At 62.2% G+C, this 26,743-nt stretch carries 27 protein-coding genes; 11 read left to right on the plus strand and 16 right to left on the minus strand.

Translation table 11 applies throughout. The features are described from left to right. Nucleotides 1-49: 49 nt before the first annotated feature. From trmB to J2Y41_RS11410, 3 genes are read left to right on the plus strand one after another with little or no spacing between them, the layout of a single operon-like run. Entirely contained in the window at nt 50-955 is a 906-nt protein-coding gene (trmB, locus tag J2Y41_RS11400; RefSeq protein WP_224165466.1) for a tRNA (guanosine(46)-N7)-methyltransferase TrmB, read from the plus strand. Between the two features lie 21 nt (nt 956-976). Then, complete coding sequence (locus J2Y41_RS11405) at nt 977-1,366, plus strand: hypothetical protein (protein WP_224165467.1); 390 nt, start codon at nt 977-979, stop codon at nt 1,364-1,366. Then, nucleotides 1,367-1,849: an SRPBCC family protein gene (locus J2Y41_RS11410; protein ID WP_309928517.1), complete on the plus strand. Its 483-nt coding sequence runs from the start codon at nt 1,367-1,369 to the stop codon at nt 1,847-1,849. It begins immediately after the preceding gene. 33 nt (nt 1,850-1,882) lie between these two features. Here the strand turns inward: J2Y41_RS11410 and J2Y41_RS11415 are convergent, their stop codons facing one another. Together J2Y41_RS11415 and J2Y41_RS11420 are read right to left on the minus strand one after the other, a co-directional pair. Continuing rightward, nucleotides 1,883-2,557 (minus strand): zf-HC2 domain-containing protein, encoded by a 675-nt coding sequence (locus tag J2Y41_RS11415; protein WP_309928518.1) that lies wholly within the window; start codon nt 2,555-2,557, stop codon nt 1,883-1,885. Beyond that, the gene (locus J2Y41_RS11420; RefSeq protein WP_224089146.1) at nt 2,554-3,051 is read right to left on the minus strand and encodes a sigma-70 family RNA polymerase sigma factor; all 498 of its coding nucleotides are present in this window, start codon (nt 3,049-3,051) and stop codon (nt 2,554-2,556) included. Before J2Y41_RS11420 ends, J2Y41_RS11415 begins: the two co-directional genes overlap by 4 nt. 150 nt (nt 3,052-3,201) lie before the next feature. Here J2Y41_RS11420 and J2Y41_RS11425 point away from each other — a divergent pair, with 150 nt between their 5' ends. Next, complete coding sequence (locus J2Y41_RS11425; RefSeq protein ID WP_224089148.1) at nt 3,202-3,750, plus strand: hypothetical protein; 549 nt, start codon at nt 3,202-3,204, stop codon at nt 3,748-3,750. A 92-nt stretch (nt 3,751-3,842) separates the two neighbouring features. On the opposite strand, the gene J2Y41_RS11430 is transcribed toward J2Y41_RS11425, so the two are convergent. Together J2Y41_RS11430 and J2Y41_RS11435 are read right to left on the minus strand one after the other, a co-directional pair. Continuing rightward, nucleotides 3,843-4,817 (minus strand): hypothetical protein, encoded by a 975-nt coding sequence (locus tag J2Y41_RS11430; protein WP_396133522.1) that lies wholly within the window; start codon nt 4,815-4,817, stop codon nt 3,843-3,845. A 274-nt stretch (nt 4,818-5,091) separates the two neighbouring features. Next, the gene (locus J2Y41_RS11435) at nt 5,092-5,940 is read right to left on the minus strand and encodes a hypothetical protein (RefSeq protein ID WP_309928520.1); all 849 of its coding nucleotides are present in this window, start codon (nt 5,938-5,940) and stop codon (nt 5,092-5,094) included. Nucleotides 5,941-6,105: 165 nt separating this feature from the next. Here J2Y41_RS11435 and J2Y41_RS11440 point away from each other — a divergent pair, with 165 nt between their 5' ends. Together J2Y41_RS11440 and J2Y41_RS11445 are read left to right on the plus strand one after the other, a co-directional pair. Continuing rightward, nucleotides 6,106-9,564: a DEAD/DEAH box helicase gene (locus tag J2Y41_RS11440; RefSeq protein WP_309928521.1), complete on the plus strand. Its 3,459-nt coding sequence runs from the start codon at nt 6,106-6,108 to the stop codon at nt 9,562-9,564. A gap of 70 nt (nt 9,565-9,634) precedes the next feature. After that, nucleotides 9,635-11,806 carry an FG-GAP-like repeat-containing protein gene (locus J2Y41_RS11445; protein WP_309928522.1) on the plus strand — a complete coding sequence of 724 codons (2,172 nt, stop codon included), beginning with the start codon at nt 9,635-9,637 and terminating at the stop codon, nt 11,804-11,806. Between the two features lie 190 nt (nt 11,807-11,996). On the opposite strand, the gene J2Y41_RS11450 is transcribed toward J2Y41_RS11445, so the two are convergent. The 3 genes from J2Y41_RS11450 to J2Y41_RS11460 form a co-directional block, all read right to left on the minus strand. Continuing rightward, nucleotides 11,997-13,175 carry an MFS transporter gene (locus J2Y41_RS11450; RefSeq protein WP_309928523.1) on the minus strand — a complete coding sequence of 393 codons (1,179 nt, stop codon included), beginning with the start codon at nt 13,173-13,175 and terminating at the stop codon, nt 11,997-11,999. Beyond that, on the minus strand, nt 13,172-13,837 hold the full coding sequence (locus J2Y41_RS11455) for a GntR family transcriptional regulator (protein WP_309928524.1): 666 nt from the start codon (nt 13,835-13,837) through the stop codon (nt 13,172-13,174). Before J2Y41_RS11455 ends, J2Y41_RS11450 begins: the two co-directional genes overlap by 4 nt. Nucleotides 13,838-14,289: 452 nt before the next feature. Further along, the gene (locus J2Y41_RS11460; protein ID WP_224089164.1) at nt 14,290-14,628 is read right to left on the minus strand and encodes a hypothetical protein; all 339 of its coding nucleotides are present in this window, start codon (nt 14,626-14,628) and stop codon (nt 14,290-14,292) included. 109 nt (nt 14,629-14,737) lie between these two features. Between J2Y41_RS11460 and J2Y41_RS11465 the strand changes: the two genes are divergently transcribed. Then, the gene (locus tag J2Y41_RS11465) at nt 14,738-15,358 is read left to right on the plus strand and encodes a CG0192-related protein (RefSeq protein ID WP_309928525.1); all 621 of its coding nucleotides are present in this window, start codon (nt 14,738-14,740) and stop codon (nt 15,356-15,358) included. Nucleotides 15,359-15,444: 86 nt separating this feature from the next. Continuing rightward, nucleotides 15,445-15,903 (plus strand): hypothetical protein, encoded by a 459-nt coding sequence (locus J2Y41_RS11470; protein ID WP_309928526.1) that lies wholly within the window; start codon nt 15,445-15,447, stop codon nt 15,901-15,903. A gap of 85 nt (nt 15,904-15,988) precedes the next feature. Here the strand turns inward: J2Y41_RS11470 and J2Y41_RS11475 are convergent, their stop codons facing one another. The 6 genes from J2Y41_RS11475 to dnaK all read right to left on the minus strand — a co-directional run bounded on the left by J2Y41_RS11475 (nt 15,989) and on the right by dnaK (nt 21,395). After that, a complete protein-coding gene (locus tag J2Y41_RS11475; protein ID WP_309928527.1) occupies nt 15,989-16,291 on the minus strand; it encodes a DUF3040 domain-containing protein in 303 nt (100 codons plus the stop codon). Between the two features lie 135 nt (nt 16,292-16,426). Next, on the minus strand, nt 16,427-17,194 hold the full coding sequence (locus J2Y41_RS11480; RefSeq protein WP_309928528.1) for a carboxymuconolactone decarboxylase family protein: 768 nt from the start codon (nt 17,192-17,194) through the stop codon (nt 16,427-16,429). A 93-nt stretch (nt 17,195-17,287) separates the two neighbouring features. Next, nucleotides 17,288-17,707, minus strand: coding sequence for a heat shock protein transcriptional repressor HspR (locus J2Y41_RS11485; protein ID WP_224089172.1), 420 nt, complete (start codon nt 17,705-17,707; stop codon nt 17,288-17,290). Nucleotides 17,708-17,717: 10 nt separating this feature from the next. Further along, nucleotides 17,718-18,692 (minus strand): DnaJ C-terminal domain-containing protein, encoded by a 975-nt coding sequence (locus J2Y41_RS11490; protein ID WP_223934638.1) that lies wholly within the window; start codon nt 18,690-18,692, stop codon nt 17,718-17,720. Nucleotides 18,693-18,846: 154 nt separating this feature from the next. Next, nucleotides 18,847-19,527, minus strand: a complete 681-nt coding sequence (locus J2Y41_RS11495) for a nucleotide exchange factor GrpE (protein ID WP_309928529.1) — start codon at nt 19,525-19,527, stop codon at nt 18,847-18,849. Between the two features lie 2 nt (nt 19,528-19,529). Continuing rightward, complete coding sequence (gene dnaK / locus J2Y41_RS11500) at nt 19,530-21,395, minus strand: molecular chaperone DnaK (protein ID WP_216926739.1); 1,866 nt, start codon at nt 21,393-21,395, stop codon at nt 19,530-19,532. 253 nt (nt 21,396-21,648) lie between these two features. On the opposite strand from dnaK, the gene J2Y41_RS11505 reads away from it, so the two are divergent. Further along, complete coding sequence (locus J2Y41_RS11505; RefSeq protein WP_309928530.1) at nt 21,649-22,215, plus strand: hypothetical protein; 567 nt, start codon at nt 21,649-21,651, stop codon at nt 22,213-22,215. A gap of 21 nt (nt 22,216-22,236) precedes the next feature. On the opposite strand, the gene J2Y41_RS11510 is transcribed toward J2Y41_RS11505, so the two are convergent. Genes J2Y41_RS11510 through J2Y41_RS11520 form a run of 3 tightly spaced genes read right to left on the minus strand, consistent with a single transcriptional unit; the run spans nt 22,237 to nt 24,789 of the window. Continuing rightward, nucleotides 22,237-23,208, minus strand: a complete 972-nt coding sequence (locus tag J2Y41_RS11510) for a DUF817 domain-containing protein (protein ID WP_309928531.1) — start codon at nt 23,206-23,208, stop codon at nt 22,237-22,239. Further along, nucleotides 23,201-24,007, minus strand: coding sequence for an oxygenase MpaB family protein (locus J2Y41_RS11515; protein ID WP_224089180.1), 807 nt, complete (start codon nt 24,005-24,007; stop codon nt 23,201-23,203). The genes J2Y41_RS11510 and J2Y41_RS11515 overlap by 8 nt, the downstream gene beginning before the upstream one ends. Before the next feature lie 41 nt (nt 24,008-24,048). Beyond that, nucleotides 24,049-24,789: a WHG domain-containing protein gene (locus J2Y41_RS11520; RefSeq protein ID WP_309928532.1), complete on the minus strand. Its 741-nt coding sequence runs from the start codon at nt 24,787-24,789 to the stop codon at nt 24,049-24,051. A 136-nt stretch (nt 24,790-24,925) separates the two neighbouring features. Between J2Y41_RS11520 and J2Y41_RS11525 the strand changes: the two genes are divergently transcribed. Together J2Y41_RS11525 and J2Y41_RS11530 are read left to right on the plus strand one after the other, a co-directional pair. Next, the gene (locus J2Y41_RS11525) at nt 24,926-25,879 is read left to right on the plus strand and encodes an NAD-dependent epimerase/dehydratase family protein (RefSeq protein ID WP_309928534.1); all 954 of its coding nucleotides are present in this window, start codon (nt 24,926-24,928) and stop codon (nt 25,877-25,879) included. A 186-nt stretch (nt 25,880-26,065) separates the two neighbouring features. Next, nucleotides 26,066-26,707 (plus strand): hypothetical protein, encoded by a 642-nt coding sequence (locus tag J2Y41_RS11530; RefSeq protein WP_309928535.1) that lies wholly within the window; start codon nt 26,066-26,068, stop codon nt 26,705-26,707. Nucleotides 26,708-26,743 lie beyond the last annotated feature (36 nt).

Below are 26,743 nucleotides of genomic sequence, written 5' to 3' on the forward strand. Positions count from 1 at the left end.
TGCCCTGAGCCAGCCATCCGCCCACCGGAACCCAAGTATTCTGGAATGGATGAGTGAAACCCCAGATTCCCCGCGCCCAGTCACGCCCGGCAGCCAGGCGTCCTTCGGAACCTACGGCGGCCGGCCGGTCAGTTTCGTGCGTCGCGGCACCCGTTTGCAGGGCCGCAGGCAGGCCGCGTGGGAGGAGCACGCCGAGCGTTGGGCCGTCCAGGTTCCGCGTCACGTCGCCAACACTTCAGTCCACCCCGATTACACGTTCGACGCCGAGGCAGTGTTTGGGCGCAAAGCTCCCCTGATCGTCGAGATCGGTTCGGGTTTGGGTGACGCCGTGGTCCATGCCGCCGAACAGAATCCGGACAAGGACTTCCTGGCTGTCGAGGTTTACACGCCGGGCCTGGCCAACACCATCATCAAGATCAACAGCCGTGGCCTGACCAACGTGCGCGTCGTGGAAGCCAATGCGCCCGAAGTTTTGGAGTCGATGCTTCCTGCCGGTTCGGTCAGTGAGCTCTGGGTATTCTTCCCCGATCCATGGCACAAGGCACGCCACCATAAGCGCCGCCTGATCCAGCCGGCTTTCGCTTCCGTGGCCGCCAAGGCGCTGGAAAAAGGTGGCTACTGGCGCATTGCCACCGACTGGTCCAACTACGCCGTACACGTCCGCGAGGTTCTTGCAGGCTCAACGGAATTTGAGAACATGCACGAAGGCGAGCGCAGGGGCGAGGAGAGCCCCCTGACGCAAGTGTGGCAGTCCGGCGTCGAGTCTGTTGTCGGAGGGGCGCCGGTCCGGGAAGGCCGGGCACCTGTCAGCACTGAACATACGGGGCCGAACGAGGGCGTGGACGAGGAAGGCGGCTGGGCCCCCAGGTTCGAGGGCCGTATCCGCACCAGCTTTGAAAACAAAGCCCACGAGGCCGGGCGTATGATTTTCGACCTCACGTATCGCAAGATCTAGCGCACGGACTTTGGGGGAAATATGAGCTATCAGCCACCGGTTGAGTACTACCAGCAGCAACGGTCCAGAACACCGGGGTTGGGTGCTGGCATCACAAGCATCGTCTCCGCGATCCTCTCGCCGATTGCCGCAGTGGTCAGCATTCCCTTGGGCGTCGCCGCCGTGGCTTCGGCGATGAGCCGCTACAATCCGGGCAACGACGTCTGGTGGTTCAGTGCACTCATTCTGGCGCTGGTTGCCGTGATTCTTGCCATTGTTTCCGTCGTCAGTGGCCTGATCGCCGTGTTTCGGGCCGGGCGCATGAATGCCGGCCGCATCACGGGGATCATCGGACTGGCGATCATGGCGGTCAATGTTTTTGGCGTTGCCTTCATGGTGCTCCTGGTGCTTGGTTCAGGGCAGGGGTCCTGAATGCCACAGGTCCGCGCCGAGCGGTTCATCCGTTTGGATCCCGAAACAGCCTTCGCACTCTCGCAGACCACTGGTGAATTCAGGCTCAGATGGGATCCGTTCATTTCGGCCCAAAGTTTCGTGGACGGAGCCAAGGAAGCAGGCAAGGGAGTCCGCACACGAACCGTGTCCCGTATGGGACTGAAAATGGTCAGCGAGTACGTCTCGTACGTCCCTCCCCGAAACGTAGGAATGACCATGGTGTCCGGGCCTTGGTTCTTCGAGAACTTCGGCGGCGGCTGGCGATTCACCCCCGACGACGGCGGCACCCGGGCGGTCTGGAAGTACACCTTTTCCTGCCGCCCGGCTTGGGTGAAGCCCGTGGCAGAGAGAATCGGGAGCTGGTTGTTGGGCCGCGAAATCGAGCGCCGCATCGAAGCATTTGCACGGGCCTGCGAGGACCCCGCCCTCGTCACCGAGCTGCGGGCAAACCTGCTGCACTGAGATCTGCTTTGCTGACACCTGCGGCGTCGAAATCTACGGCACCGATATTGAGGCCACTGTCTTTTCCGCCTCATCCCGGAGTTCCACTCCGGCTATACCGCCAAGCTGCACGGGCGTAGCGCCAGTGATCTTGATGCGGCCACTCGGCGTTGCCGTCCAGCCGCAGGTGCGCTCTTCCGCCCCGTCCCGGCCCTTCACCCAGAGGTAGAGCGTTCCTTCGAGCGGCATGCTCTTGCCTTCGACCTCAAGCTGTGTGCCCCAGGTCTTCTTGACCATGCCCACTGTCAGCTGGAGCCCCGTTTCGGACTGGACCGAGTAGCTGGCATCGGGTTTTGGTGGTTGGTTCAGCAGCGGGCCCGCAAGGAAGCCAAGTGCCAGGCATGCAGCGGCGACCGCCCCCACGAAAGCCGCCCACCGCCGTCGTGATTTCTTCCTGCGTGCCGCAAGGTCAACCAGGATCTTCTGCGGCAACGCTTCCCGGCCCAGCTCCAAGGGTGAGAGGGCACCCGCGGTACCCGCCACGGTGAGTGCGACGGCGTCGGAGGCAGGAACGGCGTCGAGCAGCGCGGGGAGGCTTTCCAACTCCTCGAGTTCGCGCCGGCAGGCAGCACATCCGGCGAGGTGCTCTTCAAAAGAGCGGGCCTCGTCGGGGTCGAGCCCTCCCAGCAGGTAGGCGCCCAGCAATTGGTGGACGGTGTTGCCGTTCATCGTTCCACCCCCATTTCATCAAGGATCGTTCGGAGGGCTTTCACAGCATAGAAAGCCCTGGATTTCACGGTTCCGGCAGGTATGTTCAGCTGCAGCGCTGCCTCAGTGACGGTGAACCGCTGGTAGTGCAGGGCCACAAGGACCTCGCGGTGTTCGTGGCTGAGCCTCAGGAGCGCCTCTTCCATGAGGACGCGGTTCAGGAGCTCATCAACGCGTTCCGTCGCAACATGGTCTGGAAAGTCGTGCTCGCCCGCCTCAACAGGGCGCCTCTGGGCCTTCCTGTAGTTGTCGATGATGACGTTGCGGGCAGTGCGGAAGAGGTAGCTGCGCAGACTGCCCGTGATCTCCGGCGCGTGCTGCCACACCTTGAGGATGGTTTCCTGCACGACGTCGTCTGCTTGGTGCGTGTCCGAGGTGCAGCTAAGCACAAAGCGTTTCAGGGCCGTGCCGTGATCGCGGTAGATTGCCGCCACCACGTCCTCGTCCAACGGCATAACCACCTCCTCCGCCTTGTTTCCTGCTGCCCCACCCCATACGACGCCACGTGCAGCGAAAAGGTTCAGTTCCTTGAACCATTCTTCCCCCGCCTGCGTCGTAGGGGTTAGCGCCGACCCATTCCGGCCGGCCCGTCAAAGGAGCTAAAGATGAGAAATAGACTCAGCGTTGGACTCGGCGCAGTGGTTTTCGCCGTGGCTCTTGCCGGTTGCGCCGGAAGCCCCGGGACAAGCACCACGTCTACTACCGCGCCGACGGCCGCCACTTCCTCGACGGCACCTACCTCCATGTCCCCAAGTACGGACGCAATGTCCAGCCCGGCCGCGGCAGGCGCAGAGATGAAAGTTGCATCATCCAGCGCCGGGCAGATCGTGGTGGACAGCAAGGGCATGAGCCTGTACTTCTTCACCAAGGACGTCAAGGATTCAGGAACCAGTGCATGCACGGGCGCCTGCCTGGCCGCTTGGCCGGTGTTCACGACGACGTCGGACAAGCCGGCCGTTGAAGGCGTCAGTGGCACCGTGGGAACCATAGCTACCCCTGACGGGAAGAAGCAGGTCACACTCAATGGCATGCCGCTGTACTACTACGCCAAGGACAAGGCTCCGGGCGATGTCAACGGCCAGGGCGTGATGAACGTCTGGTACCTGGTAAGCCCCAGCGGCGAGATGATCAAGGGGGCCGCCTCGGGTTACTGAGGCGTGACACCGAGATCGTGGGAAGCCTGCCGTGTCGCCGAAGGGTTACGTGCGTACAGGCAGGGTTCCCACGCACTCGCGCTCAGGCCGCATTACCTGAGTGCCCGAAGGATGCGTTCCTTGAAGGCGCGCTCTTGAAACAGGTCCTTCCACTCGATCCGGATAAACCGCCATCCCTCCTCGACGAGTGCCTTTTCCCGCCGTCGTTCTTGAAAGATGACCTCCTCTGTCGGATTGAAGTCGAAGTATTTAGTGCGACCGTCAAACTCCAGAGCCAGTTTTTGCTCTTCCCAAGCGAAATCCATGCGATGGCGACCCAATCGGGACTGCACCTCGAATTGTGGCTGTGGGGGCGTGATGCTGAGCCTTTGCATCAACTCACGGGTAAGCGTCTCGCCAGCAGACTCGGAGCGGGGGTCTGCGTTGTCCAAAGCTTTGCGCAGCGTGCGGATACCCCGCTTCCCGGAGGACACCGTGGCCAAGGAGGTCAGCCTGCTTCTATCAGCGCCGACGCGTAGTCCATGATCCATAATCACCAGTGCTTTGGGATAGCTAAGCATCCTTGCACTGTCAAAGATGGTGCGTTCGAGTGTGGTCGCCCGCAAACCCTGAACCTGCACGACGTCGTCCTCAGTGAAGCTTTCTGTGTGTCCCCGAACGTCCTTGCCCCATCTGTCGGAGGAAGGCCTGGTCGTGTGCAGAACATGAACCTTGTCATCCACGCCCCACACAAACAGGCCGTGGAGTCGTGCCGCCGACAAATGGCTGTAGACGAAACCGCCTGTTGACGTTGTCAGCGTCCCGTGCGCATGTGCCAGGATCCGCTCCTTGGCCTGTCTCCTCGGACCCAGTGCACTCCACTTGCTGCCCCTGATGTAGCAGCCGTACCTCAAGCGGTGCAGCTCACCGGAGTCCACCAGGGCCTTGACCTTTCGACTGTTTAGGCCAAAGCGGAGTAACTCGTCGGTTCTCCACATGTACCCGCGCACAGGAAGCAGGTGGACTAACGGGGCGGTGCTTTCAGGCGATGATGTTGGATCCGTGGCCTTAGCATGCCGACGAAGCATCCAGTCCTTAAAGGGGTGCGCGACGCTATGTGGACATCCGAGTGCCGAGGCTCCCGGACCGATGCGAATACGCCGGAAGTTTGCCCATGAACGCGCACGTTTCCAGCGAAGTGAGGAGACGCCAGGCCTACCATCACCGCAGGGGTGACAGCCAAATCGCCCGAAAAGCGCGGGACCGCCGGAACGCTACGGCGATTGCGGAGCGTTCCGGCGATCTCGGCGGGTCTTTCCCGCGAACTCAGCCCTGCGGGGGTGAAGCCTGCAACGCTGCGGTCTACGCGTCCGCGAGCTCGTCGGACTCTTCGAACTCCACCGCCGCGATGATTTCCTTGGTCTCAGGGTGGATCATGAAGGCTTCCTCATCGTCCTCCACCATGATGTAGTCGCCGTGGTCGGTGGAGAAGTGCCAGGCGAGGGTCTTCACGCCGTCGTGCTCGTAGTTGGGGTCTCCCATGGTGATCTTCTGCAGCGCGTAGCCGGCCACGTCGCACAGTTCCCGGATGATGACCTCAAACTCGGGTGCGTTGGCGAGGGCTTCTTCGTCAGCTTCGGCTTGGCGATCGGCAAGGTCCGGAATCAGGGCAACGCGCTTGGCAATGTGTGCTTCCAACTCCTCGTCAGACAGAACCAGCAGCCCGGGCTGGTTCCGGAGGTAAGCGGCGTTGAGGTCGATGATGTCCTCTTCCTCCAGCAAGGCTTCGAACTCGCCGTCGAGCTCATCCAGGACAACGACGGCCTCGAGGGGCGCTTCGGAATCGTCCAGCTCGCCGTCGAGGTAGGCCTCGGCGTCGTCCTCACTCAACGCATCAAAGGCTGCAGCGGTGCGGTTGAACAGGTCCAGGTGCCGGGTGGCGCCCATGCCTTCCAAACCGGCACGCACGTAGGCGTCCAACTCTTCACGCTCCGGGGCGGTGAACACGTATTGGGCGAATCCACCGGCCAACGCCTGGGTCAGGTAGAAATCAACAAAGTAGCTGTTGAGCGCGGGGGACGCGATTTCGTCGCTGTTGAGGAGCTCCGCATACATCTGGTTCACGACGTTGACGTTGGAATCCACTACGTCTGCATTGCCTGCTTCGAAGCTGGCCTTGTTCAGGACGACGGGGTACTCGTTGGTAGTCATGGGAAATCCTCACTGCTGAAAGCTGTTGGTGCTCCGGACCCTTTCAACGTACGCATGGGAGCGGTTCGGCAATCGAGGTTGAGGTTAACGGAGGGCGAAGTTTGGGAGCCGTTTTCTGCTGACTAAGATTGAGCAGATAACCTCCTGCCGAAAGTAGCCCGACGCATGCCGTCCCACACAGACGAAACCTGGGAACTGGCCATTCAGACTCCTGCCATTAACGACCGCTCCCTGGCGGCCGGATTGGCCTATGCCATGGGCAGCCGCGTGAGCGGAATTTCTTTCGATTCGGCCACCGGCCTTCTGCTTGGCAAGGTCCGCGGCACCGGTCCGCAACCATATTCGACGTCGGCCAAGCTGGTTCGCAAGCCCAGCGGCTGGAGCTGCACAGTAGGTATTTGCAGCTGCCCTGTCCGCAAGGACTGCAAACATGTGGCTGCCCTGCTTTTCACGGCGGAAGACCACCCCACTATCCGTGCCCAGCTCCTGTCCCAGGCACCCGGGATCCAGACCTCCCGCCTTGGTTCCTCCGAGCAGGGCGGTGCCGGGCGGCCGGCTTGGGAGCAAGCCCTCAACAGGCTGATCGCGAAGCCGGGCACCGCGCCGAGCACTGCCGGCATTCCGCTCGCCCTGCAGTTCGAGGTTGAGGAACCGGCCGCACACTTCTCCTACACAGGCCGCCGCGATCCCATGCGCAGTGTCCGGCAGCTCAAGGCCCGGCCCGTGATGATGGGCGCCAAGGGAAAATGGATCCGCGGCGACGTCTCCTGGAACAACCTCAGCTACATCAGTTTCCGCCGCGAATTCAATGAGGCACACGTCGAGTGGCTTCAGACTTTCCTCGCTGCCCATGGTTCCAGCAATGGCCGCCAGCAACCGTCGGGCGCCATGTGGTTGAGCCTGAATGATTTCGCCGCCAAGAACCTTTGGACCCTTCTCGCCGACGCAACTAAAGCCGGGATTCCGCTGATTCACGCGGCTGGTAGCGAGCCTGTCCACGTCGAGACCCAACCCGCCGTCGTCGGACTCAGTTTGGCGCGCCTTGAAGCGTTGGGCGGCAAAGACGGGAAGCAAACGCCCGACGGCGGCCTGCAGCTTGCGCCGTCGGTGACGGTAGGCGGTGAGCAGATTGATGCCGGGACTGTGGGCTTCCTCGGCAAGCCCGCGTATGGGATTTTCTTCACGCATTCCGGCGCCGAAGCCTTGCCCGGGGTGCCGCAGCAGAACAACCTGATCACGCTCGCCCCGATTGAGGGCGGTATCAGCGACGAACTGCTCGAGTTTGTCACCGAGGGCGAGACCCTTCTGATTCCGGCCGAAGATGAGAGCCGGTTCCTGACCTCGTTCTACCCGAAGCTGCGGCAGTCAACGCCCGTCAAGGCAGCGGATGAATCTGTAGAGCTGCCAACGCTGGCGGTCCCCACGCTCTCCCTGCTCGCCAATTACGGCACCGACCACAAGGTGCGGCTGCACTGGGAATGGCATTACAAGTCCGGCACGTTGGTCACCGCACAGCCCCTGTGGCGGCACCCGGATGACCGTGGCTACCGGGATGACCTCGAGGAAGCCCGGATCCTGGATTCGATCGGTCGGCCGTGGGACGTGGTTCCGGCGTTGGCGGAATCGGCCACGGGTGGCTGGGGCGCTCCGCGGCTCGCGGCCTCGGCTGAGCTTTCCGGACTGGACACGCTGGCCTTCACCGAGGAGGTCCTGCCAATGCTCAAGGATCTGCCCGACGTCGTAGTAGAGACCTCCGGTGACATCGCTGATTACCGCGAAGCTGCCGAAGCTCCCGTTGTCTCCATCTCCACGAAGGAAACGGCGAGCGGCGACTGGTTCGATCTCGGCATCGTCATCACCCTCGAAGGCGAACCGGTATCGTTCGCCGCCGTGTTCTCTGCACTGGCTGCCGGGATGAGCCGCATGCTGCTTCCCAGCGGCGCCTACTTCTCGCTCGACCTGCCTGAGCTCCACCAGCTCCGTGCGTTGATCGACGAAGCCCGTTCCCTGCAGGACAACCCGGACAACAAAGACGGCACCCTGCAGATCAGCCGTTTCCAGGCCGGGCTCTGGGATGAACTCGCGCAACTCGGCATCGTTGACGAACAGGCCGCCGCGTGGCGCGAAGCTGTTGGCGGATTGCTCGACGACGGCGTGACCGGGCTGCCGCTGCCGGCAGGCCTTAACGCCGAGCTGCGTCCGTATCAGCTTGAAGGTTTCAACTGGCTCAGCTTCCTCTTCAAGCACAGCCTCGGCGGCGTGTTGGCCGATGACATGGGCTTGGGCAAGACCGTGCAGGCGATCGCGTTGATCTGTGCGGCCAAGGAGTTGGCTGCTGCTGTTGATACGGCCGACGTCCGTGTGGCCGCAGACAGCCCGCCCCGCGCTCCGTTCCTGGTGGTGGCCCCAACCAGCGTGGTGAGCAACTGGGCCGCCGAAGCGCAACGGTTCGCTCCCGGACTCGTGGTGCGGACCGTCGGTGAAACCTTCGCCAAGAGTGGCCTCTCACCGAGCGACGCGTTGGCGGGCGCCGACGTCGTTATTACTTCCTATGCCCTGTTCCGCATTGATTACGATGCCTACGCCTCATTCCAATGGGCCGGTCTCATGCTGGACGAGGCGCAGTTCGTAAAGAACCACCAATCCAAGGCGTACCAGTCCGCGCGCAAGCTGCCGGCCCGGTTCAAGCTGGCCATCACGGGCACTCCGCTGGAGAACAACCTCATGGAGTTCTGGGCATTGACGTCGATCGTGGCGCCTGGGCTGTTCCCGAGCCCCAAACGGTTCGCGGAAAACTACCAAAAGCCCGTTGAAAAGAACGGTGATTCGGCGCAGCTGGCCAAGCTCCGGCGTCGTGTCCGTCCACTGATGATGCGCCGGACCAAAGAGCAGGTCATCAAGGATCTGCCGCCCAAGCAGGAGCAGGTCCTGGAAGTGGTGCTCAACCCGCGGCACCAGAAGGTTTACCAGACACACCTCCAGCGTGAGCGGCAGAAGATCCTCGGGCTGATCGACGACGTCAACAAGAACCGCTTCACGATCTTCCAGTCGTTGACGTTGCTCAGGCAGCTGAGCCTGGATGCGTCGTTGGTGGATTCGTCGTTGTCAGGAGTGCGGTCCTCCAAACTGGATGTGTTGTTCGAACAGTTGGAGGATTTGATCTCCGAGGGCCACCGGGCACTGATTTTCAGCCAGTTCACGGGATTCCTTGGCAAGGTGCGTGAGCGTTTGGATGCCGAGGGCGTGGAGTACTGCTACCTCGATGGCAGCACTCGGAACCGGGGGGATGTGGTGAGCGAGTTCAAGAACGGTGCCGCTCCGGTGTTCCTGATTTCGCTGAAGGCCGGTGGCTTCGGACTCAACCTGACCGAGGCTGACTACGTGTTCCTGCTGGATCCATGGTGGAACCCGGCGTCCGAGGCACAGGCTGTGGACCGCACGCACCGAATCGGGCAGGCCCGGAACGTCATGGTCTACCGGTTGGTTGCGAAGGACACCATCGAAGAAAAGGTCATGGCGCTGAAGGCCAAGAAGTCGCAGCTGTTCGCGGACGTGATGGAAGGCGACGCCCTGGCTGGTGGCTCGTTGACGGCGGAGGACCTGGCGGCGCTGTTCGCGGAATAGTCGCTGCTTGGCTGTAGACTCTCCCCGGCCCAAGAATGTGGTCGCTGGCACATCAATAGGGGGAGCTGCAGTGACCACTCTGCTGTTTTCGACGCAAGAACATTTGAGGGCCCGTTCGAAGGGACTCCTGCGGACTCTTTCCGCTACGCTGCTTGCCGTGAGCCTGACGGCCGCCGCTCTGTTCGGAATGGCGTCGCCGGCACAGGCGGACGTGCGCGTCGCAGACATCGTGACAGGCAGCGGGCCCGACACCACCGTAGTGAACCCAGTGACGAACAAAATCTACGTCTCGCATCTGGGCAGCCCCTACATCTTGGTGGTTGATGGGGCCACCAATGTTGCTACAAGCATCCCGCTCCCCGGTCTGTCTACAGGCCTGGCCATCAATACTGTCACCAACAAGATCTATGCATCCGTGAACGGGACAATCCTTGCCATCGACGGCGCAAGCAACGCTGTCGCCGTTGTGTACTCGGGCCCTGGCGTTGGGAAATTGTTGGTCAACGAGACGACCAACCAGATCTTCGCCCGAGGCGGCGGACCCGACAGTGTTCTCATTTTCGACGCCGCCACTAAGGCAACCGCGACGGTGGCGGTGGGAACCTACTCGTCCGACATGGCCCTGAATCCTGTCACTAACAAGGCGTATGTAACGGATGCGGACAGCAACACAGTTTTCGTCATCGACGGGACCCGTAAGACGTCGACTCCAGTGGCGGTAGGGGAGCGACCCTTTCACGTTGCCGTGAACTCCGCGACCAACAAGATCTATGTGAGCAATGAGCAAAACAGCCTCAGTAGCGGATACATCGTTAACGTCATTGACGGCGTCACCAACGCCGTTACTGATATTGGCATCACTGACGCACCTGGCGCCCTTGCAGTAAACGAGAAGACAAACAAGGTTTACGTTTCAACGGGCGCCTATTACCTGTCCGAATTGGACGGAGCAACGAACAAAGTCAGGAAATTCGAATACGGCGACTTCCTGGACTCCCCCGTCAGCCTGGTTGTCAACGAAACCACCAACAAGGTCTACGGTGTCATTCCAAACCGCGGCAAACTGATCGTACTTCGCGCCAGCACTGGCGTCTTTGAAATCATCCAGGTGGGCAACTGGCCTCAAGTGGCGGCCGTCAACGAGGTAACAAATAGAACCTACGTCGCAAACCAGACGGGCGGCGCACTTTCAGTCATCGACGGCGCTGACGCTCCTCCTGCGTTTACGGCAAGCCAGCCGCCCGTAGCGGCAACGGTAGGCTCGGCCTACAAATACACCTTCCAAGCGAAGGGCTCTCCAGCACCTAAATTCTCTGTCTACGCGGGCACTTTGCCTCCAGGGCTGACCCTGGACAAGCAGACCGGCGTTCTTTCCGGCATCGCAACCAAGGCGGGGACCTACAAAGTCCAGGTGGCTGCGTCCAATGGTGTCAGCCCCTCAGCCTTCAGCAAGTGGTTCGCGATCACGGTCAACGCTGCCAAGAACGATTTCACCTCCGATGGCAAAGCCGACACCCTGGCCCGGGACTCGGCAGGCACTCTATGGCTATACGCGGGCGACACAGGCGGTCACTTCCTGCCCCGTACTCAAGTTGGTTCCGGCTGGAACGCCATGACATCGCTCGTGGCTCCAGGCGACCTCAACGGTGACGCCAAGCCGGACGTCCTTGCACGTGACGCAGCCGGAGTCCTGTGGCTTTACCCAAGCAACGGATACGGCGAATGGTACCCCCGGATCCAGGTCGGTGCCGGTTGGAATGTCATGACCTCAATCGTGGGCCCTGGCGACTTCAACGGCGACGGCAAGCACGATGTCTTAGCCAGGGACTCTTCAGGGACATTGTGGCTGTATCCGGGCAACGGTGCTGCCGGGTGGCTCCCTCGGGTCGCGGTTGGCTCAGGCTGGAATGCGATGGACAAGATCGTGGGCCCCGGAGACTTCAATGGAGACGGCAAGCACGATGTCTTCGCCATCGACACCGGGGGCACGTTATGGCTCTACCCCGGCAACGGCACAAGCGGCTGGCTCCCCCGCGTCCAGGTGGGTTCGGGCTGGAACTCCATGACCGCCGTCGTTGGTCCCGGCGACTTCAACAGCAACTTCCTACCGGACGGCACAGCCGACCTCCTGGCCCGCGATACTGAAGGCGTCCTCTGGCACTACCCCGGCGACGGCAAGGGTGGCTGGATGCCGCGCTTCGCTGTTGGTTGGGGATGGGGCGTCATGACGGCTGTTCTCTAGGACTATCGACGGCGGCCTTCCGCGGGGAGGCCGCCGTACACCCTCGCGCTTCGATACTGAGTCCGGATCCATCATTTTGAACGCGCTTCTTTGCCTCCGGCAACTGGTCCCCTCACATCCGTATAGCTATCAGTGGACGTGACCCACAAAACGTGACGGATGGAGCCAGTGGCGGCCGCTCAAAACAAAGTCAGTCGTCCAACCGCACCCCGCGCAGCAACAGCATCGTTCCGCCCACGGCCACAGCGGACGCCAGGAACACACCCGCAGCACCGAGCCCTACCGCCACAACACCGATGGCGCTGGGCAGGACAATTTGGCCTACCCTGTTCCCGGCGAGCCTCAAGGCCAGCGCACGTCCGCGTTGGCCTTCGGGCGCTTGGGCCGACAACCAGGACATGGTCAGCGGCTGTCCGATTCCCAGCCCGAGGCCGAGGAACGCCATGACGACGAAGAGCAACCACATGGGCATCGGAATGGCCGCTACTGCCAACGAGACCGTGGAAACCGCAAGGCTCAGGACCAGCAACCTCATCCGCCCCAACTTCCGGGACATGCTGCCAAGCCCAATCCGGGAGACCATCGAGAACCCCGCGCGAACAGTCAGCATGAGACCGACTGTGGCCGCGGTCAGACCCCGTTCGGCGCCAAGCGCAGGCAGGTAGACCACCGTAAGATCCACCACTGCCAGGACGGTTGCGCTCGTTGCCAATGCCCGGACCACGCCCGGCGTTCTCAACAAGGAGATGGCACCGCCTTTGGGGCTGTCCGCTGTTTTGGCCTTGTCCCTCCGGCCACTGACGCGGGACGACACAACGAACGTCGCGAGGAACAGCACCAGGCTCATGGCCGTCGCGAGAAGGAAGATCGCGTTCGTATCCGGGCGGACAGAGGCGCCGCCCACCAAGGAAATCGCCAACGGCCCAAGTGCCTGGCCCAGCGACGCGGCGAACGTCAGGTACCCGAAGGCTGAATCGAGCCGGGTGGAGTTGGCATTGTTCGCAACCACCGCCTGCTGCCCCACCACGCAAGCCAACTGGCCGGCGCCAAGAAGCGCAGTTCCGGCCACCAACGCAGGAACCGACGTTCCGAACAACAGCAGAAAAGCGGAACAACCCAGCACGACGGCGGAGCCGATCGCCATGAGGCGACGCTCACCGAGGCGGTCCACCAGTCCGCCGATCGGCAACGCTAGGAGTAGCGGGAAGACTGCATAACTGGCAGCGAGAAGACCGAGTGCAAACCCGGGGACATCGAGTTCCAGTGCCCGGTAGCTGGTGGCTGGCCGCACCAGGAACGTGACTGCCTGGATGAGTGCGGAGTGGATCAGAAGTGCAAGGGACGAGCGTCGCCCGAGTTCGCCAATCATTCGACCACAAGGCCCGCGCCTGAAATGGCACGCAACGTCTCGTCACGGGCGGCGATGACGTGGTCGAACGCGACCTTCGCTGCCTTGTCTGGCTTCTTTGAGGCTATGGCTTCCACCAGTACGCGGTGGTCGGCAAGGGCCTGTTCCCGGCGCTCACCGGAATTGTTGGTGAAATGCCGGTATCGCTCAACCTGGCTGGAGATCTGGTCATGGAAGCGTTGTGCCCACGAATTTCCGGCGATCCCAGCGATGGTGGCGTGCAATGTCACGCCGTATTTCATGGCTTCATCGGCGAATCCCACCATGGCCGCATTTCGTTCAAGAATGCCCTGCAGCTTTTCGATATCTTCACTAGTTGCCTTGGCACACGCTTCCCGTGCCATCAACGATTCCAGTGCTGCCCGAACGTCGTACAGTTCGGCAATCACCGTCTCATCCAGCGCTGGAACCACCACTCCCCCGGTTGCCTGTTGCTCCAGGAGGCTCTCCGAAATCAAACGCCGGATGGCTTCCCTCAGCGGGGTTCGGCTGACTTGCAGCGCAGTAGCCATGGCCGGCTCGTAAACGCGCTCACCTGGCTTGAGTTCAAGGCTGAGGATCCGGCGTTTGAGCTCGCTGTAGACCAGGTGTGCCCCTGTGTTCCGTGGTTGTTGATGGGCCATGCGGCTTCCTTGGCTTGGATATGTGTACTTGTATACATCTATACATTGCGCGCGAAGCCAAAGCAACGCGGGGTCACTTACGGCCCATGTTCTCGGCGATAACCGGCCGTAAGTGACCCCGCGTTGCGTAATCCGCTGATTCGCTGGTCCGCCAAGGGTGCCGAAGCCGGGCGCTCAAGGTAAGTTTCGACGTCGGGCCTTACCTGGGCACACAGCCGACGTCGTCCGGGACTTCTCTTCGATCATCTGAGAGAGCATCCCGGATTCTGGGCGGTGATGTGAGAGAAGATCCAGGATTAAGGGCGGTGATGTGAGAGAGCATCCAGGGTTGCCTGACCCGAACCGGTTTCTGTCGCACATCCCAACGTCTTTTCCGGTTCCAGACGCAAGAAGGGGACCAACTCAGCTGGTCCCCTTCTTCGCCTTCATTGGCCGTTAGGCAGCGGGCGTCATTAGCCGCGGCAGAGTTCGCCGTACTTGGTGCCGGCTTCCTGGTAGGCGGCGGAGAGCTCGCCCATCTTTTTCTCGTCCGGGGATTCCTTCACGAGCTCGTCCGAGTATTCAAGGATGGCCGTGACCACGGGCTTCATTTCGTTGGAGGCAACGGGTTCAATGGGGCGGATGGCGTTTGCGACGCGAATGGTCGCGGTCTTGCTGGCGTTGCTCGGGAGGCTGGCAACGGCGACACCCACCCGGTCACACGTTTCTGCGGTGGTCAGCTGCGGCGAGGAGCAGGCTGATGCCGTGGCAAGCAGCCCGGCAGCGATCAGGACAGTGGTGAGTTTCTTCATGATTCCCTCAATAGTCGGCGCGTCCCTTCGATTGTAAACAGTGCAGGGGCGAGGCCGCGCATTGGGACCCGTACCGAACAGCACGCCTCCCTGGCCTAGGCTGGAGAACATGGCGATCATTCACAAGGCAACCCTGTCCCCGTCCAAGCTCGAACTCATCGCTGGATACCTGCCGACGCAGCCCTGGTTCAGCCAGGAAGGGGCCCCGGAGCTCATTGGGGCCTACCGTTTTGACGACCCCGCCGGCGAGGTGGGGCTCGAGACGCATGTGGTCGCCGCCGGCGAGCGCATCTACCAGGTACCCCTGAGCTACAGGGGCTACGAACTGGCCGGCGCCCGGGAATGGCTCATCGGCACCATGGACCACTCCGTCCTAGGCAAGCGGTGGGTCTATGACGCCTGCGCAGATCCCGTTTACGTCAAAGCCCTGGCCACGGCTATCCTCACGGGCCAGGAAGAGGCCGCGCTGATCGTCGACGGCGAGCCTGAGCCCCGGCCCAGCTCCGTCAACGTGAAGGGAAGCGGAACGCTCGACGCCGGTGTCCCCGCCTTGAGTGCCTCGGCCCCTGTGTCGGGCAGTGGCGTGACCATCATTGACGCAGGTGAGCTTCGCTTGAAGGTTGCCCGGGTTGTGGATGTCGCAGCTGAGGTCCACAACGAGTTGACCCTCAGCGGCAAATGGGCGGGACTGGAGAACCCCGTGGAGCTGGCAGCCATAATCCCGGCCTGAAAAGAGCGCTGCGTTCAGGCACCTTTTGGTCCTGCAGCCCGCGGCGTAGTCTGGCAACGGGGCCATCTACTCCGTGAGGGGTTCATATGTACAAAGCACAAAACATCATTCCGGCAGTGCAGGACCTCGCAGCCGAGTGGGTGAAGCACGCAGCGGAGGGCACGTCGTCGCAAGCCGACGCAGTAGTGGGGTGGGCGTTATCCCGGATCAATCACGCCGATGTCCCGTCGGTGGTGCACGGCGTAATGCTCACGCTGACCGGGAACCGTAAAGCCGCAAAGAGGGCTCGGCGCACCGCAGCCAGAGCGGTCAAAAGGGCGACGCAAACTTTGAGTCGTCGAACCAGTCAGCGGAGTTCCCCGCGTGCCGGGTGGTTGGTTGCTTTGGCAGTTGGTGGCGTCGGCGCGGGCCTGGTGCTGGCGTGGCGAATGATGGTGCCTCCCGGCGAGCCGGCCCCTGCCAAGCCGGCCACGCAAACGGCGAACCCGTCCACGTCGAATGACCTCGCTGGTTCGTCTGCGGACTTGCCACCGGAGACGTACTAAATTCAGCCGGATTTCTACGGGCTGGCGGGACGCCTAGCTCGGAGGCTGGACGCCTAGCTCGGAGCTGGGCTAGACCCGTGTTGGGCTAGTCCGGCTTGCTCTCGTCGTGTCGCCGCGTCCTTCTCCTAAGGACCATCCTGCTGAACAGTAGGTAGGCGCCTGTTCCAGCGAGCAGGAACCCGACCACACCCACAAGGACGAGTTGTGTGATGATCCCGGCAATGACCATTGCAAAACCGGCCAAAACTGCCAGGACACCAAAAACTGAGCGCGCCACCGCACCGCGCGGCCGCCCCGACTTCAGCTGAAGGTCCAGGTCAGGATCCGATGAAGCGAGATCCCGCTCAAGCTCTTCCAAACTCCTGCGCTCTTCATCCGACAACGACATCGGAATCTTCCCTCACTACACGAGCATGGGACGCTTTCCAGCGCCTACACGCCAACCACCAGCACGTGCACTTCTTGCCGTGCCATGACATTATTATCGTCCTTTTCCGGCCACTATCCACAGCATAAGGAAGCCCTACCCGGCGTTGGGTGCCGGCACGGTCTCGTTGAGTACGCGCAGGGCGTTGAGCGTACGTGGATACCCGATGTACGGCAGCAACTGCGTGATGACCTCAAGCATCAACCCTCGGCTGTTACCCACGTTCAGATTGGCCAGAATGTGCCCCTTGACCTGTGGCTCGCAGCCGCCAAGGGAAACGAGCATGGACAAGGTGAGGAGTTCACGCCTTGGAACATCAATGCCGGTGCGTGTCAGAAAATCGCCGAAGCAGTTCGCGGCGAGGTACTCCTGAAAGTGCATTTCATCAGCTGAGGCAGCTGCGCGCATATCGTCGATGCGTTCTGCACCTATGATCTCCTTCTGGATAGCCAGCCCTTTCTCCGCCCGGTCCTTGGGCGTTGTGGTGGACTGGCCCGGAACAGGAAGCTCCACGCCGAATTCTTTGAGGATTTCATTGGTGGCGTGCAGGAAATCGGAAACTTTGCCCATGCCGACATACGGGACGGCTTGGTAGATAAGTTCCTTCACCTCCACCGGAGTTACCCCAACGGTAAGGGCCGCGCCGAGCAACGCCCGGTATTCCCGCATTCCTTGTGACGCGATAAGGGAGGCGAGCTGAACCATGAGCCGCGTCCTGGTATCCAGTCTTTCGTGGCTCAACACCTCGTCGAATGCGAAGTTGTTGAAAATCTCCACGAGCTCGGGGTCTGTAACCGCCAAGGCCGGAAGCTGACCTGGGAACAGTTCGTCGTGATTTCGTCGTGCCGTTTCGCTGGGTGCCATAGTAGGCCTCTCTTTCGTGGGAGCTCTCCCATCAATGCGTGGTTCCTGTGGATGCTCCCCACCGCGGGGGTCCAGCCACGAACCGCGGCGTTGCTACTCAGGCCGCGGCCTCCACACCACGACGGCTTGCGACCGTGCACGGGGTCGTTGACCGCGGGCCAGACTGACGACGTCGCCGGCTGCTCCCGCTGCGAAAATGCGGGTGTCCAAGGGGCTCCGGCGCCGGGTCAGTTCCTCCGTCAGCTCGGCCACGCGGTACTGCAGTGCAGCAACTTGGTTTTCCAGGTCCAAAATGCGCTTGATGCCTTCGAGCGAGACGCCGGACTGCGAGAGGCGCTGGACCTCGCGCAGCTTTTCGACGTCGTTCTGGGAGTACCGGCGCGACTTCCCGGGGGCGCGGCTGGGCGAGACGATGCCCAGGCGGTCGTACTGGCGCAACGTCTGCGGATGCATGTCGGCAAGCTCCGCGGCGACGGAGATGACAAAGATCGGCTGGTTGACGTCGATTGCCATGACCGTCTCCTTACAACCGGGCCTTCGCGGCCAGGTCGTGACGCGGGTTGGCATCGGTGGTCGCGGCAGCAAATGCCTTCACGGCCTCCTCCGCTTCCTTGTTCAGGTTCTGTGGGACGGCGACGTCGATAGTCACCAGGAGGTCTCCGGTCGCCTTGGACGTTTTCACGCCCCGGCCCTTCACGCGGAGGGTACGACCCGACGGTGTTCCGGCCGGGACACGCACCTTGACGGTGTCGCCGTCGAGCGTTGGAACCTCAATGGTCGCGCCAAGCGCAGCTTCCGCGAACGTGACAGGCACGTGGATGCGAATGTTGTCGCCGTCGCGCTGGAAAAACTCGTGCGGCTTCACGTTCACCGTGATGATGAGATCGCCGTTGCCGGCAGGACCAACGTTGCCCTTGCCGCGCTGGCGGACTTTCTGCCCGTCTTTGATGCCGGCGGGGATTTTGACGTCGATCACGTGGCCGTTGCTTTCGCGCAGGCTTACCGTAGTGCCCTTGATGGATCCAGCAAAGGAGATGGACGTCGTCGCAGTGCGGTCCGAGCCCTTCTGCGGTGCCCGCTGGAACCCGGTCTGGCCACCACCAAAACCGCCACCAAACAGGTCAGCAAACTCCGGAGGAATGCCACCGGCACCCGAGGGCTGACGCGCGCCGCCACCGAACAAACCACCGAACAGATCCTCGAACCCACCATTGGCGCCAGCGCCGCCACGCCCGGCTCCCGCACCGGGAGCGAACCGGGCACCACCCATGGCACGGATCGCGTCATACTGCTGCCTGTCCTCAGGACTCGACAAGACAGAATAAGCCTCGGAAATGTCCTTAAACTTCTTCTCCGCAGCAGCATTCCCGGAATTGGTATCCGGGTGATACTGCCGCGCAAGCTTGCGGTAAGCCTTCTTAATATCCGCGTCGGACGCGTCCTTGGCGATACCAAGGATCGCGTAAAAATCCTTTTCAACCCAGTCCTGGCTGGCCAAGAGCGTTTCCTTTCTAAAACAAACAATGCGTACGGCCGCAGTCAGCTCACCTCAGGCGAGCTTACAGCGGGCGCGCAACCGGATATGGGGCGGCGGTGTGGAGGGCACCGCGGAGCGGGCACCGCCCCATATCCGGTGGAGCGACAAGGTGAGACTACGCCGGAACCGCGACGATGACCTGGGCCGCACGCAGGACCCGCTCACCTGAGCGGTATCCCGAGCGCAGCACCTGGCTGACCGTGTCCACGTCGATGTCCTCGCCGGGCTGCTGGATGAGTGCCTCGTGGATGGTGGGATCGAATTCGACACCCGTTTCCGCGATGCGTTCCAGTCCGTACGTCTTCAGCGCGTTTTCCAGTTTGGTGGCGATGGCGGCGAAGGGGCCGTCTTCGAGGTCACCGTGCTGGCGTGCGGCGTCGACGTCGTCCAGCACCGGGAGCAGGGAGTTCAGGACGCCAATGACGGCCATTTCCCCTGCTACGGCGCGGTCGCGTTCGACGCGCTTGCGGTAGTTGACGTATTCAGCCTGAAGGCGAAGGAGGTCGTTGCGGAGCTCCGCTGCCTGGGCTTCAGCCGCGGCGCCGGAGGCTACCGACTCCTCGGCAGGGACCTCTACCCCGTTGAGGATTTCCTCAGCCTGGGACAGGGCGTCACCTTCCGTGGGGGCAGCGTTGCCTTCGGTGGGAGCAGCAGCTTCGCCTTCGGGGTGGCGGGCAGCCCCGGTCTCCGGGTCAACCTTGCGGTTGTCCCGAATCACCGGTTTCTGCTGACGGGCGCCTTCGCGCTCGTCGCCGTTTCCTTCAGAGTGCTCTGCTTCGTTGCCGTGGTGGGGCATGGCTACTTCTTCGCTTCGTCTTCGTCGATGATTTCAGCGTCGACGATGTCTTCGTCGGCTGCAGTCTTCTCGCCGGCCGGAGCACCTTCAGCGCCGGCGCCCGGAGCGTCAGCTGCGGCTGCCTGCGAGTAGATGGCTTCGCCGAGCTTGGTCTGGGAAGCCTGCAGCTTCTCGAACGCAGTCTTGACGGCGGCGTCGTCGGTGCCTTCCAGCGCGGACTTGAGGGCGTCGACGTCGGCCTTGACCTCGGTCTTGACCTCTTCGGGCAGCTTGTCGTCGTTGTCGGCGATCAGCTTGTCCACGGAGTAGGCGAGCTGCTCGGCGGAGTTACGGGTGTCCGTAGCTTCGCGGCGGGCCTTGTCCTCTGCGGCGTGCTCCTCGGCTTCACGGACCATGCGGTCGATGTCTTCCTTGGACAGTGCCGTGCCACCGGTGATGGTCATGGACTGTTCCTTGCCGGTGCCCTTGTCCTTGGCGGACACGTGGACGATGCCGTTGGCGTCGATGTCGAAGGTGACCTCGACCTGCGGGACGCCACGCGGTGCCGGAGCGATGCCGGTCAGTTCGAACGTGCCCAGCGGCTTGTTGTCGCGGGTGAATTCACGCTCGCCCTGGAAGACCTGGATGGCCACGGACGGCTGGTTGTCGTCTGCGGTGGTGAAGGTCTCGGAACGCTTGGTGGGGATAGCCGTGTTGCGCTCGATGAGGTGCGTCATGACGCCACCCTTGGTTTCGATGCCGAGGGACAGGGGCGTGACGTCGATAAGGAGGACGTCCTTGCGCTCACCCTTCAGGACACCGGCCTGCAGTGCTGCACCGACGGCCACAACTTCGTCCGGGTTGACGCCCTTGTTGGGCTCCTTGCCGCCAGCGAGTTCCTTGACGAGCTCGGAGACAGCGGGCATACGGGTGGAACCACCCACGAGGACGATGTGGTCGATGTCGGAAACCTTGATGCCGGCTTCAGCGATGACGTCGTGGAACGGCTTCTTGGTGCGGTCCAGCAGGTCCTTGGTGAGGTCCTGGAACTTTGCACGGGTCAGCTGCTCGTCCAGGTGGACCGGGCCGTCAGGGGTGACGGACAGGTACTGGAGGGAGATGTTGGTGCTGGTGGAGGAGGACAGTTCCTTCTTGGCCTGCTCTGCAGCTTCGCGGAGACGCTGGAGGGCGATCTTGTCCTTGGAGAGATCGATGCCCTTGATCTTGAGCTGGTTCAGCAGCCACTCGACGACGCGGTTGTCCCAATCGTCGCCACCGAGGCGGTTGTCGCCTGCGGTTGCGCGGACCTGGATGGTGGAGAAGTTGTCTTCGTCCTTGCCAACCTCGAGGAGGGAGACATCGAAGGTACCGCCACCGAGGTCGAAGACCAGGATGAGTTCGTCTTCCTTGCCCTTGTCCAGACCGTAGGCCAGTGCAGCCGCGGTGGGCTCGTTGACGATGCGGAGGACGTTGAGGCCTGCGATTTCGCCGGCTTCCTTGGTGGACTGGCGCTCGGCGTCGTTGAAGTATGCCGGAACGGTGATCACGGCGTCGGTGACCTTTTCGCCCAGGTAGCTCTCGGCGTCGTTCTTGAGCTTCATGAGGATACGCGCGGAGATTTCCTGCGGCGTGTACTTCTTGTCATCGATGGCGACGGACCAGTCGGTGCCCATGTGGCGCTTGACGGAAGCGATGGTGCGATCGATGTTGTTGACGGCCTGGCGCTTTGCGATTTCACCAACCAGGACCTCGCCGGACTTCGAGAACGCAACGACCGACGGCGTGGTGCGGCCGCCTTCTGCGTTCGCAATGACGGTGGGCTCGCCACCTTCAAGGACAGAGACCACGGAGTTAGTGGTTCCGAGGTCGATACCTACTGCACGTGACATATCTTGTTTCCTTTCAATGGCCGATGTTGGAGATTGCCCCCGGCACCGGTCCGTTGGGCGGTTGGGTTATCGGGAGCCCACTCAACAATCGGCTAGTTGAGCGTTCTGCACTCAACTGTACTCAGCCTCGTTTCAATGTCAATCCAAAGTTGAGTGAGGTACGCTCAACTTTGTCTTTCGGGCCCAAATTTGCCCCGGAATCAAGCGGTTCTGAGGGCTGGTTTCGCCCAGCGTGAACTGGCAGACTTACGCGATGGACTTCGCTGGATTCATGCCGCCGGATGCGTTCTGGGCTATGAACGACGAGCTGGAGGAGAGGGTCCGGCATGCTGCCGAGCGCCTCCCCCTGTTCCGGCTTGAGGATTGGGGCGGACCCTTGATGCTGGGTTCATGGCAAATGGACGCCAGTGAGGGTGGCGTAGTGCACGGGAACGCGTTTCCTGCGAATCCAGCCACTGGCCCGCTATTGGAAGTGATCACAACTACGCGTGATCCCTTGGAGGTGGTGCGAAACCGGTGGCAGGCCATCGCCGGGCCGCCGAAGTCGCTGGAGGAGTTGCAGAGTCAATCCGCGACCTTCGCGGCACACACTACCGAGCACCTGAGCGCCATGGTGGACGGCGCTCCTGCGGATTTCACCCTCTGGAACGGAACCGACTACTGGTTCGCGGCGGGAGCTGCAGGCAGCTATGGAATCGTCATCGATGCGCGGGGCAACCGTAGCGATACGCAAGCCATGGACCTCAGGCGGATTCCCGACGTCGAGCCTTTACTCCAAGCCAGGCGCGCGGCGCTCAAGGCCGCCCGCGGCGAAGCGTGATGCCACGCAAACGGCCCGACGTCACTCCGGCGGGCGGGCGACACGTATATCCGGGCGTCCCCCGCGAATTTGGGTGTCGTCAGGGATTTGGGTGTCGGCAGGGGCTTGGGTGTCGGCAGGGCCCAAGGGTGGCGGCTCAGGTTTGTACACCCACGCCACGAGCACCACGGAAATGATCATCAGCAGGAACCAGGCGAGGAGCTTATCGATCGAGACCGCCTGCCAGCCATTCAGCTGGTTGGGGTAGAGCCACGCGTGGGACCACGTGCCGATGTTCTCGGCGAACCAAATGAACAGCGCCACCAAAAGGAAGGACACCAGGATCGGCATCCGGAAGCGCTTACGGAACACGCGGAAGTGCATCACACACCGCCCGTAGACAAGCACGACGGCGGCAAGCAGCACCCAGCGCGCGTCGAAGATGTAGTGGTGCGAGAAGAAATTGACGTAGATCCCGGCAGCCACAAGAGCCGTGATCCACCGCCATGGGTAGTGGTCGAAGTGGAGGTCAAAGAGCCGGAACACACGAACCATGTACGAGCCCACAGCCGCGTACATGAAGCCGCTGAACAATGGAACAGCACCGATCCGGAGGAAGCCCTCGGCCTCGTAAGACCACGAGCCCACGTCTGTCTTGAACAGCTCCATTACTGTTCCCACCGCATGGAACAGCAGGATCACCCGCAACTCGCGCAGCGTTTCAAGCTTGAAACTGATCATCAGGATCTGAATCACGACGGCGGCGATTGTCAGGAAGTCATTCCGCGCCAGGTGGGCGTCGTCCGGGTACCAGAGGCGGGCCGCGATGATCACCGCGAGCAGGGCTGCACCGAAGACGCAGGCCCATGCCTGTTTCAGTCCGAACACCACGAACTCGGTAAGGCGCATGCGGAGTCGGCCACCATGGACGTGCTGCATGTCTGCATGCGTACGCTGCAGATAGCGGTGCGCGAGGTCGTCGATGGCTTGCTCCACCGAGGTCGAATTACGCATTCCCTGCCCTGCCCCTCGACTTGGACGGGGTGGTTTCCAGGTGGCTGAGGTAGTAGTCCTTGGGCCAGTGGCGGATCCGCCGCGGGATCCGGGGATAGACGCGTCCGAGCCACCGCATGGTCCGCTCGAAGCGGCGGTCATCGCGGGGAGTCCACTCCAAGCCGAAGCCCTCGCGCAGGTGGTCCGGAAGCAGGCCGGCGGTCAGGAAGCGGGCAAGTGGCATGGCCAGGCGCATGAGTGCAGGACCACCTGCCGGATACAGCAAGTCCCTGGCTATCTTGCGGGCTTTATCATCAGGCCTAAGCATGTCCACGTGCGAAGACCAATACCCTGCGAAGGCTGCACGGTCCGGCGGCCACATGTTAGCGGGAAGCTGTAATGCCGTCCCAATGCGTGCATAGTCGCGGTACATGCGCTCGGCGGTATCGTCGTCGAGCGGTCCATGCACTTGTTCATAAACGGTGACGGCGGTGTCGTACAGGGTGGCGACAACCCAAAGCTGTGAACCGGGGTCGAAAGCGTTGTAGCCCTTTGTCGCATCGTCCGGGTTCCGGCGCACCGGTGCGTGGGCGCGGTTGACGGCGCGGCGAACCGCAGCAACTTGCTCGTCTGAACCGTAAACAATCGCATAAACGTATGTCAGGGTGGCCCGCAAACGATCCTGCGGCCGCTGGGCAAAGTCGCTATGGTCCGCGACGCCGTGCCCCACCCTCGGGTCAGCGATCTGAAGGAGGATGGCGCGCCCGGCACCGGCGAGCAAAATGCCCTCCGCGCCGATGTCAGCAAGCCCTCGAACCATCTTGATACTTTACCGTCTGCTCCTGGTCGCTGGTCCGATGGTCACAGGCCCGCCATGCCCTGGAGGACCAGCAGTTGGTGCTCGAAAAGTTCGTCGCGCGCGGCGAACGTATCCGGCCCATACTGGCCGAACACTTCAAAGCTCACAGCCCCGAAGACGGACGTCCACGCCAGCACGCCCCGAGCGAGCGCAGACTCGGGCACCGTGACCCCAAGTTCAGTCCGGATGTTCCGCATGTCTTCTGCCAGGCCTGGTGGGATGACGACGGCGGGATTCACTTCCGCCTCCAGGGCGCCTGCGCGATGAGCTGCCTCAAAGATGCCCACGAGGCGATAGATGACACGTGTTCCGGGAACCGTGGTTCGCTCACCTGGTGCCTGATAGCCGGGAACCGGGCTGCCGAAAAGCAGGGCATAGCTGGCTGGTTCCTTGAGCGCCCACGCACGAACAGCCTTGCCCAAGGCGCGGAACCGGCCTGCGAAATCATCCTCGGGAACAGCCGCTACGGCTGCATCCACTTCGTCGCCGAGCTCGTTGTAGCCGTCGATGAGCAAGAGCGTGAGGAGTTCGTCCCGGCTTTCCACGTAGCGATAAACGGCCGAAGAAACGACGCCAAGGTCCCGGGCAACAGCCCGCAGCGACAGCCCCGCCGCACCGTGGACCGCGAGGTGCTCCCGGCCGAGGCGGACAATATCGGCGATGGTTTGAGCACGTGCACGCTCGCGGGGAGTCGGGGGCTTGGCTTTCGGGGCAGCTTCGGCGCCGGGCGCTATGGAGGACATGGAACCAGCTTGCCACAAGAGAGAGCACCATCAACAAATGAGAGCACTGCTCTTGACTTTGGCGTTACTGAGGTTCATTCTGAATTCAGAGAGCAGTGCTCTCTCATTAGATTGAACTTCGAGGAAAGAGATCAGCATGTACGTCGTCACCGGAGCAGGACCCGTTGGTTGGACCGTAGCCGAACAGCTCGCTGAGCAGGGGGAAGACGTTCGCACTCTGACCCGCTCCGGCAGCGGCCCGGACCATCCCCTCATTGAACGGATGCGCGTCGACGCCTCCGATCCCAAGCAAATAGGCCAAGCAATCAAGGGCGCGGCCGCGGTCTTCCATTGCATCCACGGATCGGCATACCGGGCCGCAGCGTGGGCGGCCGAGCTACCGCAAGCCGAACAAGTGGTGATGGATGCAGCGGCAGACGCGGGCGCCGTCGTCGTATTTCCAGAGAGCCTCTATTCCTATAGCGAGCCGGACAGCGTGATGACTGAAGCGGGTCCTCGGGAAGCCTCAGGCGGCAAGCGCGGGGTCCGTACGCAACTGCTAAGGGCCCGCACTGCGCACAAAGCCAACACAGTCAGCGTCGTGGCCGGTGACTTCTTCGGCCCACGGGTGAGGATGGCCCACGCCGGCGAGCGGATGGTTCCGCTTGTCACGGAGGGAAAAACCGTCCAGGTGATTGGCAACGCTCGGCAACCGCACTCGTTCACGTACGTCCCGGACCTCGCGGCGTCCATGATCGCGGCGGCCCGGAATCCAAGGCTCTGGAACACCGTGCTCCATGCTCCCACCGGCCCAGCCCTGACCCAAGGCGAACTTGCTGCGGCGTTCGCTGATGCTGCCGGCGTTTCTGTTCCGAAGGTGAGTGCCGTTCCCGGGTGGGTGTTGAGGACGGCGGGTCTCTTTTCGACCGATATGCGGGAGCTTGCCGAGATGCTGTACCAATTCGAGCGGCCGTTCGTGATGGATTCCTCCCAAAGCCAGCGTCTCCTGGGCCTCGAACCGACGCCCCTCCCGGAAGCTGCCGCAGCAACAGTGGCGTGGTGGCGGGACGCTGTCCGGCAAGCTGCCACCACCCGTCACCCAAGTAAGTAGCAGCAGGTGCCCTTTTGGGCGCTCAAAAGGGCATCTGCTGCGACTCAGTTGCGTCAGCTTCAATCGAATGGAGTTACTCCTGTTTCCCCAGTGACTACACGCAACAGCGGGAGTAACCTAGTCCCAGTTGCAATTCTGGTCACCTTTCGAGTTCTGGGTTCTGCCGTGGGCTATGTGCGTTCGTCGTTGACCGACCTTCTGGGGGTACTTTCCGACGCCGTCACTCCGCAGCGCGTAAGGTTCGACGACGGTTCCCCCGACGCCGTCGTTTCCACCCCTGACGCTCCCGTCACCGTCCACGCAGTGACGCTCAACCGCGTGGGAAGGTCCCGTCGCGATGGCCCGGTTCTGGATCTCGAACTCCGGGTGGCAGTGGAATGCCACGGCCCCGAACAACTGGACAATATGGAGCAACTGCTCCTGGCCGTGGAACGCCACAGCCAATACTCGGTAGTATCCACCGGCGAATTCCGTCCCGAAGAGTACTCAGGCGCCATCCGGCAAGGGCTCGGGTTCCTGGTCCGAATCCCCGTGGCGCTGCGCTTCGAAGAGCCTTCCGGACCGCCCGTCCTTGAACCGCTCATTGCCAAGACTGGCGTTGCCCGCCGAATCCACGGACGGCTCGTTGACGTCCACAACAAAGGCATCCCCGACGCCTACATCCATGCCCATTCTTCCGCCACGGCAGTCGTCAGCGATGCGACCGGCCACTTCGAGGTCCTGGCCTCGGCGGATGAACTCCAGCACTTTGCCGTGGCAGTAAGCGGCACCGAAAAGGAAGTCTCGGCCAGCACCAGCAGCCTGCCGGTCATCATCCGGTGGGAGTAAATCCGCGGACACCGCGGGCAGGAAAGGGAGCGCACC

It is taken from the genome of Arthrobacter sp. 1088 (assembly GCF_031455315.1).
GTDB lineage: Bacteria > Actinomycetota > Actinomycetes > Actinomycetales > Micrococcaceae > Arthrobacter.

Bases quoted from the DNA above. Each gene is read 5' to 3' on its own strand.
- J2Y41_RS11515 (WP_224089180.1), bottom strand. From the start codon at position 24,007: ATGGTTCGAGGGCTTGCTGACATCGGCGCGGAGGGCATTTTGCTCGCC.
- J2Y41_RS11495 (WP_309928529.1), bottom strand. From the start codon at position 19,527: ATGCCCCACCACGGCAACGAAGCAGAGCACTCTGAAGGAAACGGCGAC.
- J2Y41_RS11425 (WP_224089148.1), top strand. From the start codon at position 3,202: ATGAGAAATAGACTCAGCGTTGGACTCGGCGCAGTGGTTTTCGCCGTG.
- J2Y41_RS11460 (WP_224089164.1), bottom strand. From the start codon at position 14,628: ATGAAGAAACTCACCACTGTCCTGATCGCTGCCGGGCTGCTTGCCACG.
- J2Y41_RS11510 (WP_309928531.1), bottom strand. From the start codon at position 23,208: ATGCGTAATTCGACCTCGGTGGAGCAAGCCATCGACGACCTCGCGCAC.
- J2Y41_RS11435 (WP_309928520.1), bottom strand. From the start codon at position 5,940: ATGACTACCAACGAGTACCCCGTCGTCCTGAACAAGGCCAGCTTCGAA.
- J2Y41_RS11405 (WP_224165467.1), top strand. From the start codon at position 977: ATGAGCTATCAGCCACCGGTTGAGTACTACCAGCAGCAACGGTCCAGA.
- J2Y41_RS11485 (WP_224089172.1), bottom strand. From the start codon at position 17,707: ATGGCAATCGACGTCAACCAGCCGATCTTTGTCATCTCCGTCGCCGCG.
- J2Y41_RS11465 (WP_309928525.1), top strand. From the start codon at position 14,738: ATGGCGATCATTCACAAGGCAACCCTGTCCCCGTCCAAGCTCGAACTC.
- J2Y41_RS11475 (WP_309928527.1), bottom strand. From the start codon at position 16,291: ATGTCGTTGTCGGATGAAGAGCGCAGGAGTTTGGAAGAGCTTGAGCGG.
- J2Y41_RS11505 (WP_309928530.1), top strand. From the start codon at position 21,649: ATGGACTTCGCTGGATTCATGCCGCCGGATGCGTTCTGGGCTATGAAC.
- J2Y41_RS11410 (WP_309928517.1), top strand. From the start codon at position 1,367: ATGCCACAGGTCCGCGCCGAGCGGTTCATCCGTTTGGATCCCGAAACA.
- J2Y41_RS11430 (WP_396133522.1), bottom strand. From the start codon at position 4,817: ATGCTTCGTCGGCATGCTAAGGCCACGGATCCAACATCATCGCCTGAA.
- J2Y41_RS11455 (WP_309928524.1), bottom strand. From the start codon at position 13,837: ATGGCCCATCAACAACCACGGAACACAGGGGCACACCTGGTCTACAGC.
- dnaK (WP_216926739.1), bottom strand. From the start codon at position 21,395: ATGTCACGTGCAGTAGGTATCGACCTCGGAACCACTAACTCCGTGGTC.
- trmB (WP_224165466.1), top strand. From the start codon at position 50: ATGAGTGAAACCCCAGATTCCCCGCGCCCAGTCACGCCCGGCAGCCAG.
- J2Y41_RS11420 (WP_224089146.1), bottom strand. From the start codon at position 3,051: ATGCCGTTGGACGAGGACGTGGTGGCGGCAATCTACCGCGATCACGGC.
- J2Y41_RS11525 (WP_309928534.1), top strand. From the start codon at position 24,926: ATGTACGTCGTCACCGGAGCAGGACCCGTTGGTTGGACCGTAGCCGAA.
- J2Y41_RS11480 (WP_309928528.1), bottom strand. From the start codon at position 17,194: ATGGCACCCAGCGAAACGGCACGACGAAATCACGACGAACTGTTCCCA.
- J2Y41_RS11470 (WP_309928526.1), top strand. From the start codon at position 15,445: ATGTACAAAGCACAAAACATCATTCCGGCAGTGCAGGACCTCGCAGCC.
- J2Y41_RS11520 (WP_309928532.1), bottom strand. From the start codon at position 24,789: ATGTCCTCCATAGCGCCCGGCGCCGAAGCTGCCCCGAAAGCCAAGCCC.
- J2Y41_RS11415 (WP_309928518.1), bottom strand. From the start codon at position 2,557: ATGAACGGCAACACCGTCCACCAATTGCTGGGCGCCTACCTGCTGGGA.
- J2Y41_RS11440 (WP_309928521.1), top strand. From the start codon at position 6,106: ATGCCGTCCCACACAGACGAAACCTGGGAACTGGCCATTCAGACTCCT.
- J2Y41_RS11450 (WP_309928523.1), bottom strand. From the start codon at position 13,175: ATGATTGGCGAACTCGGGCGACGCTCGTCCCTTGCACTTCTGATCCAC.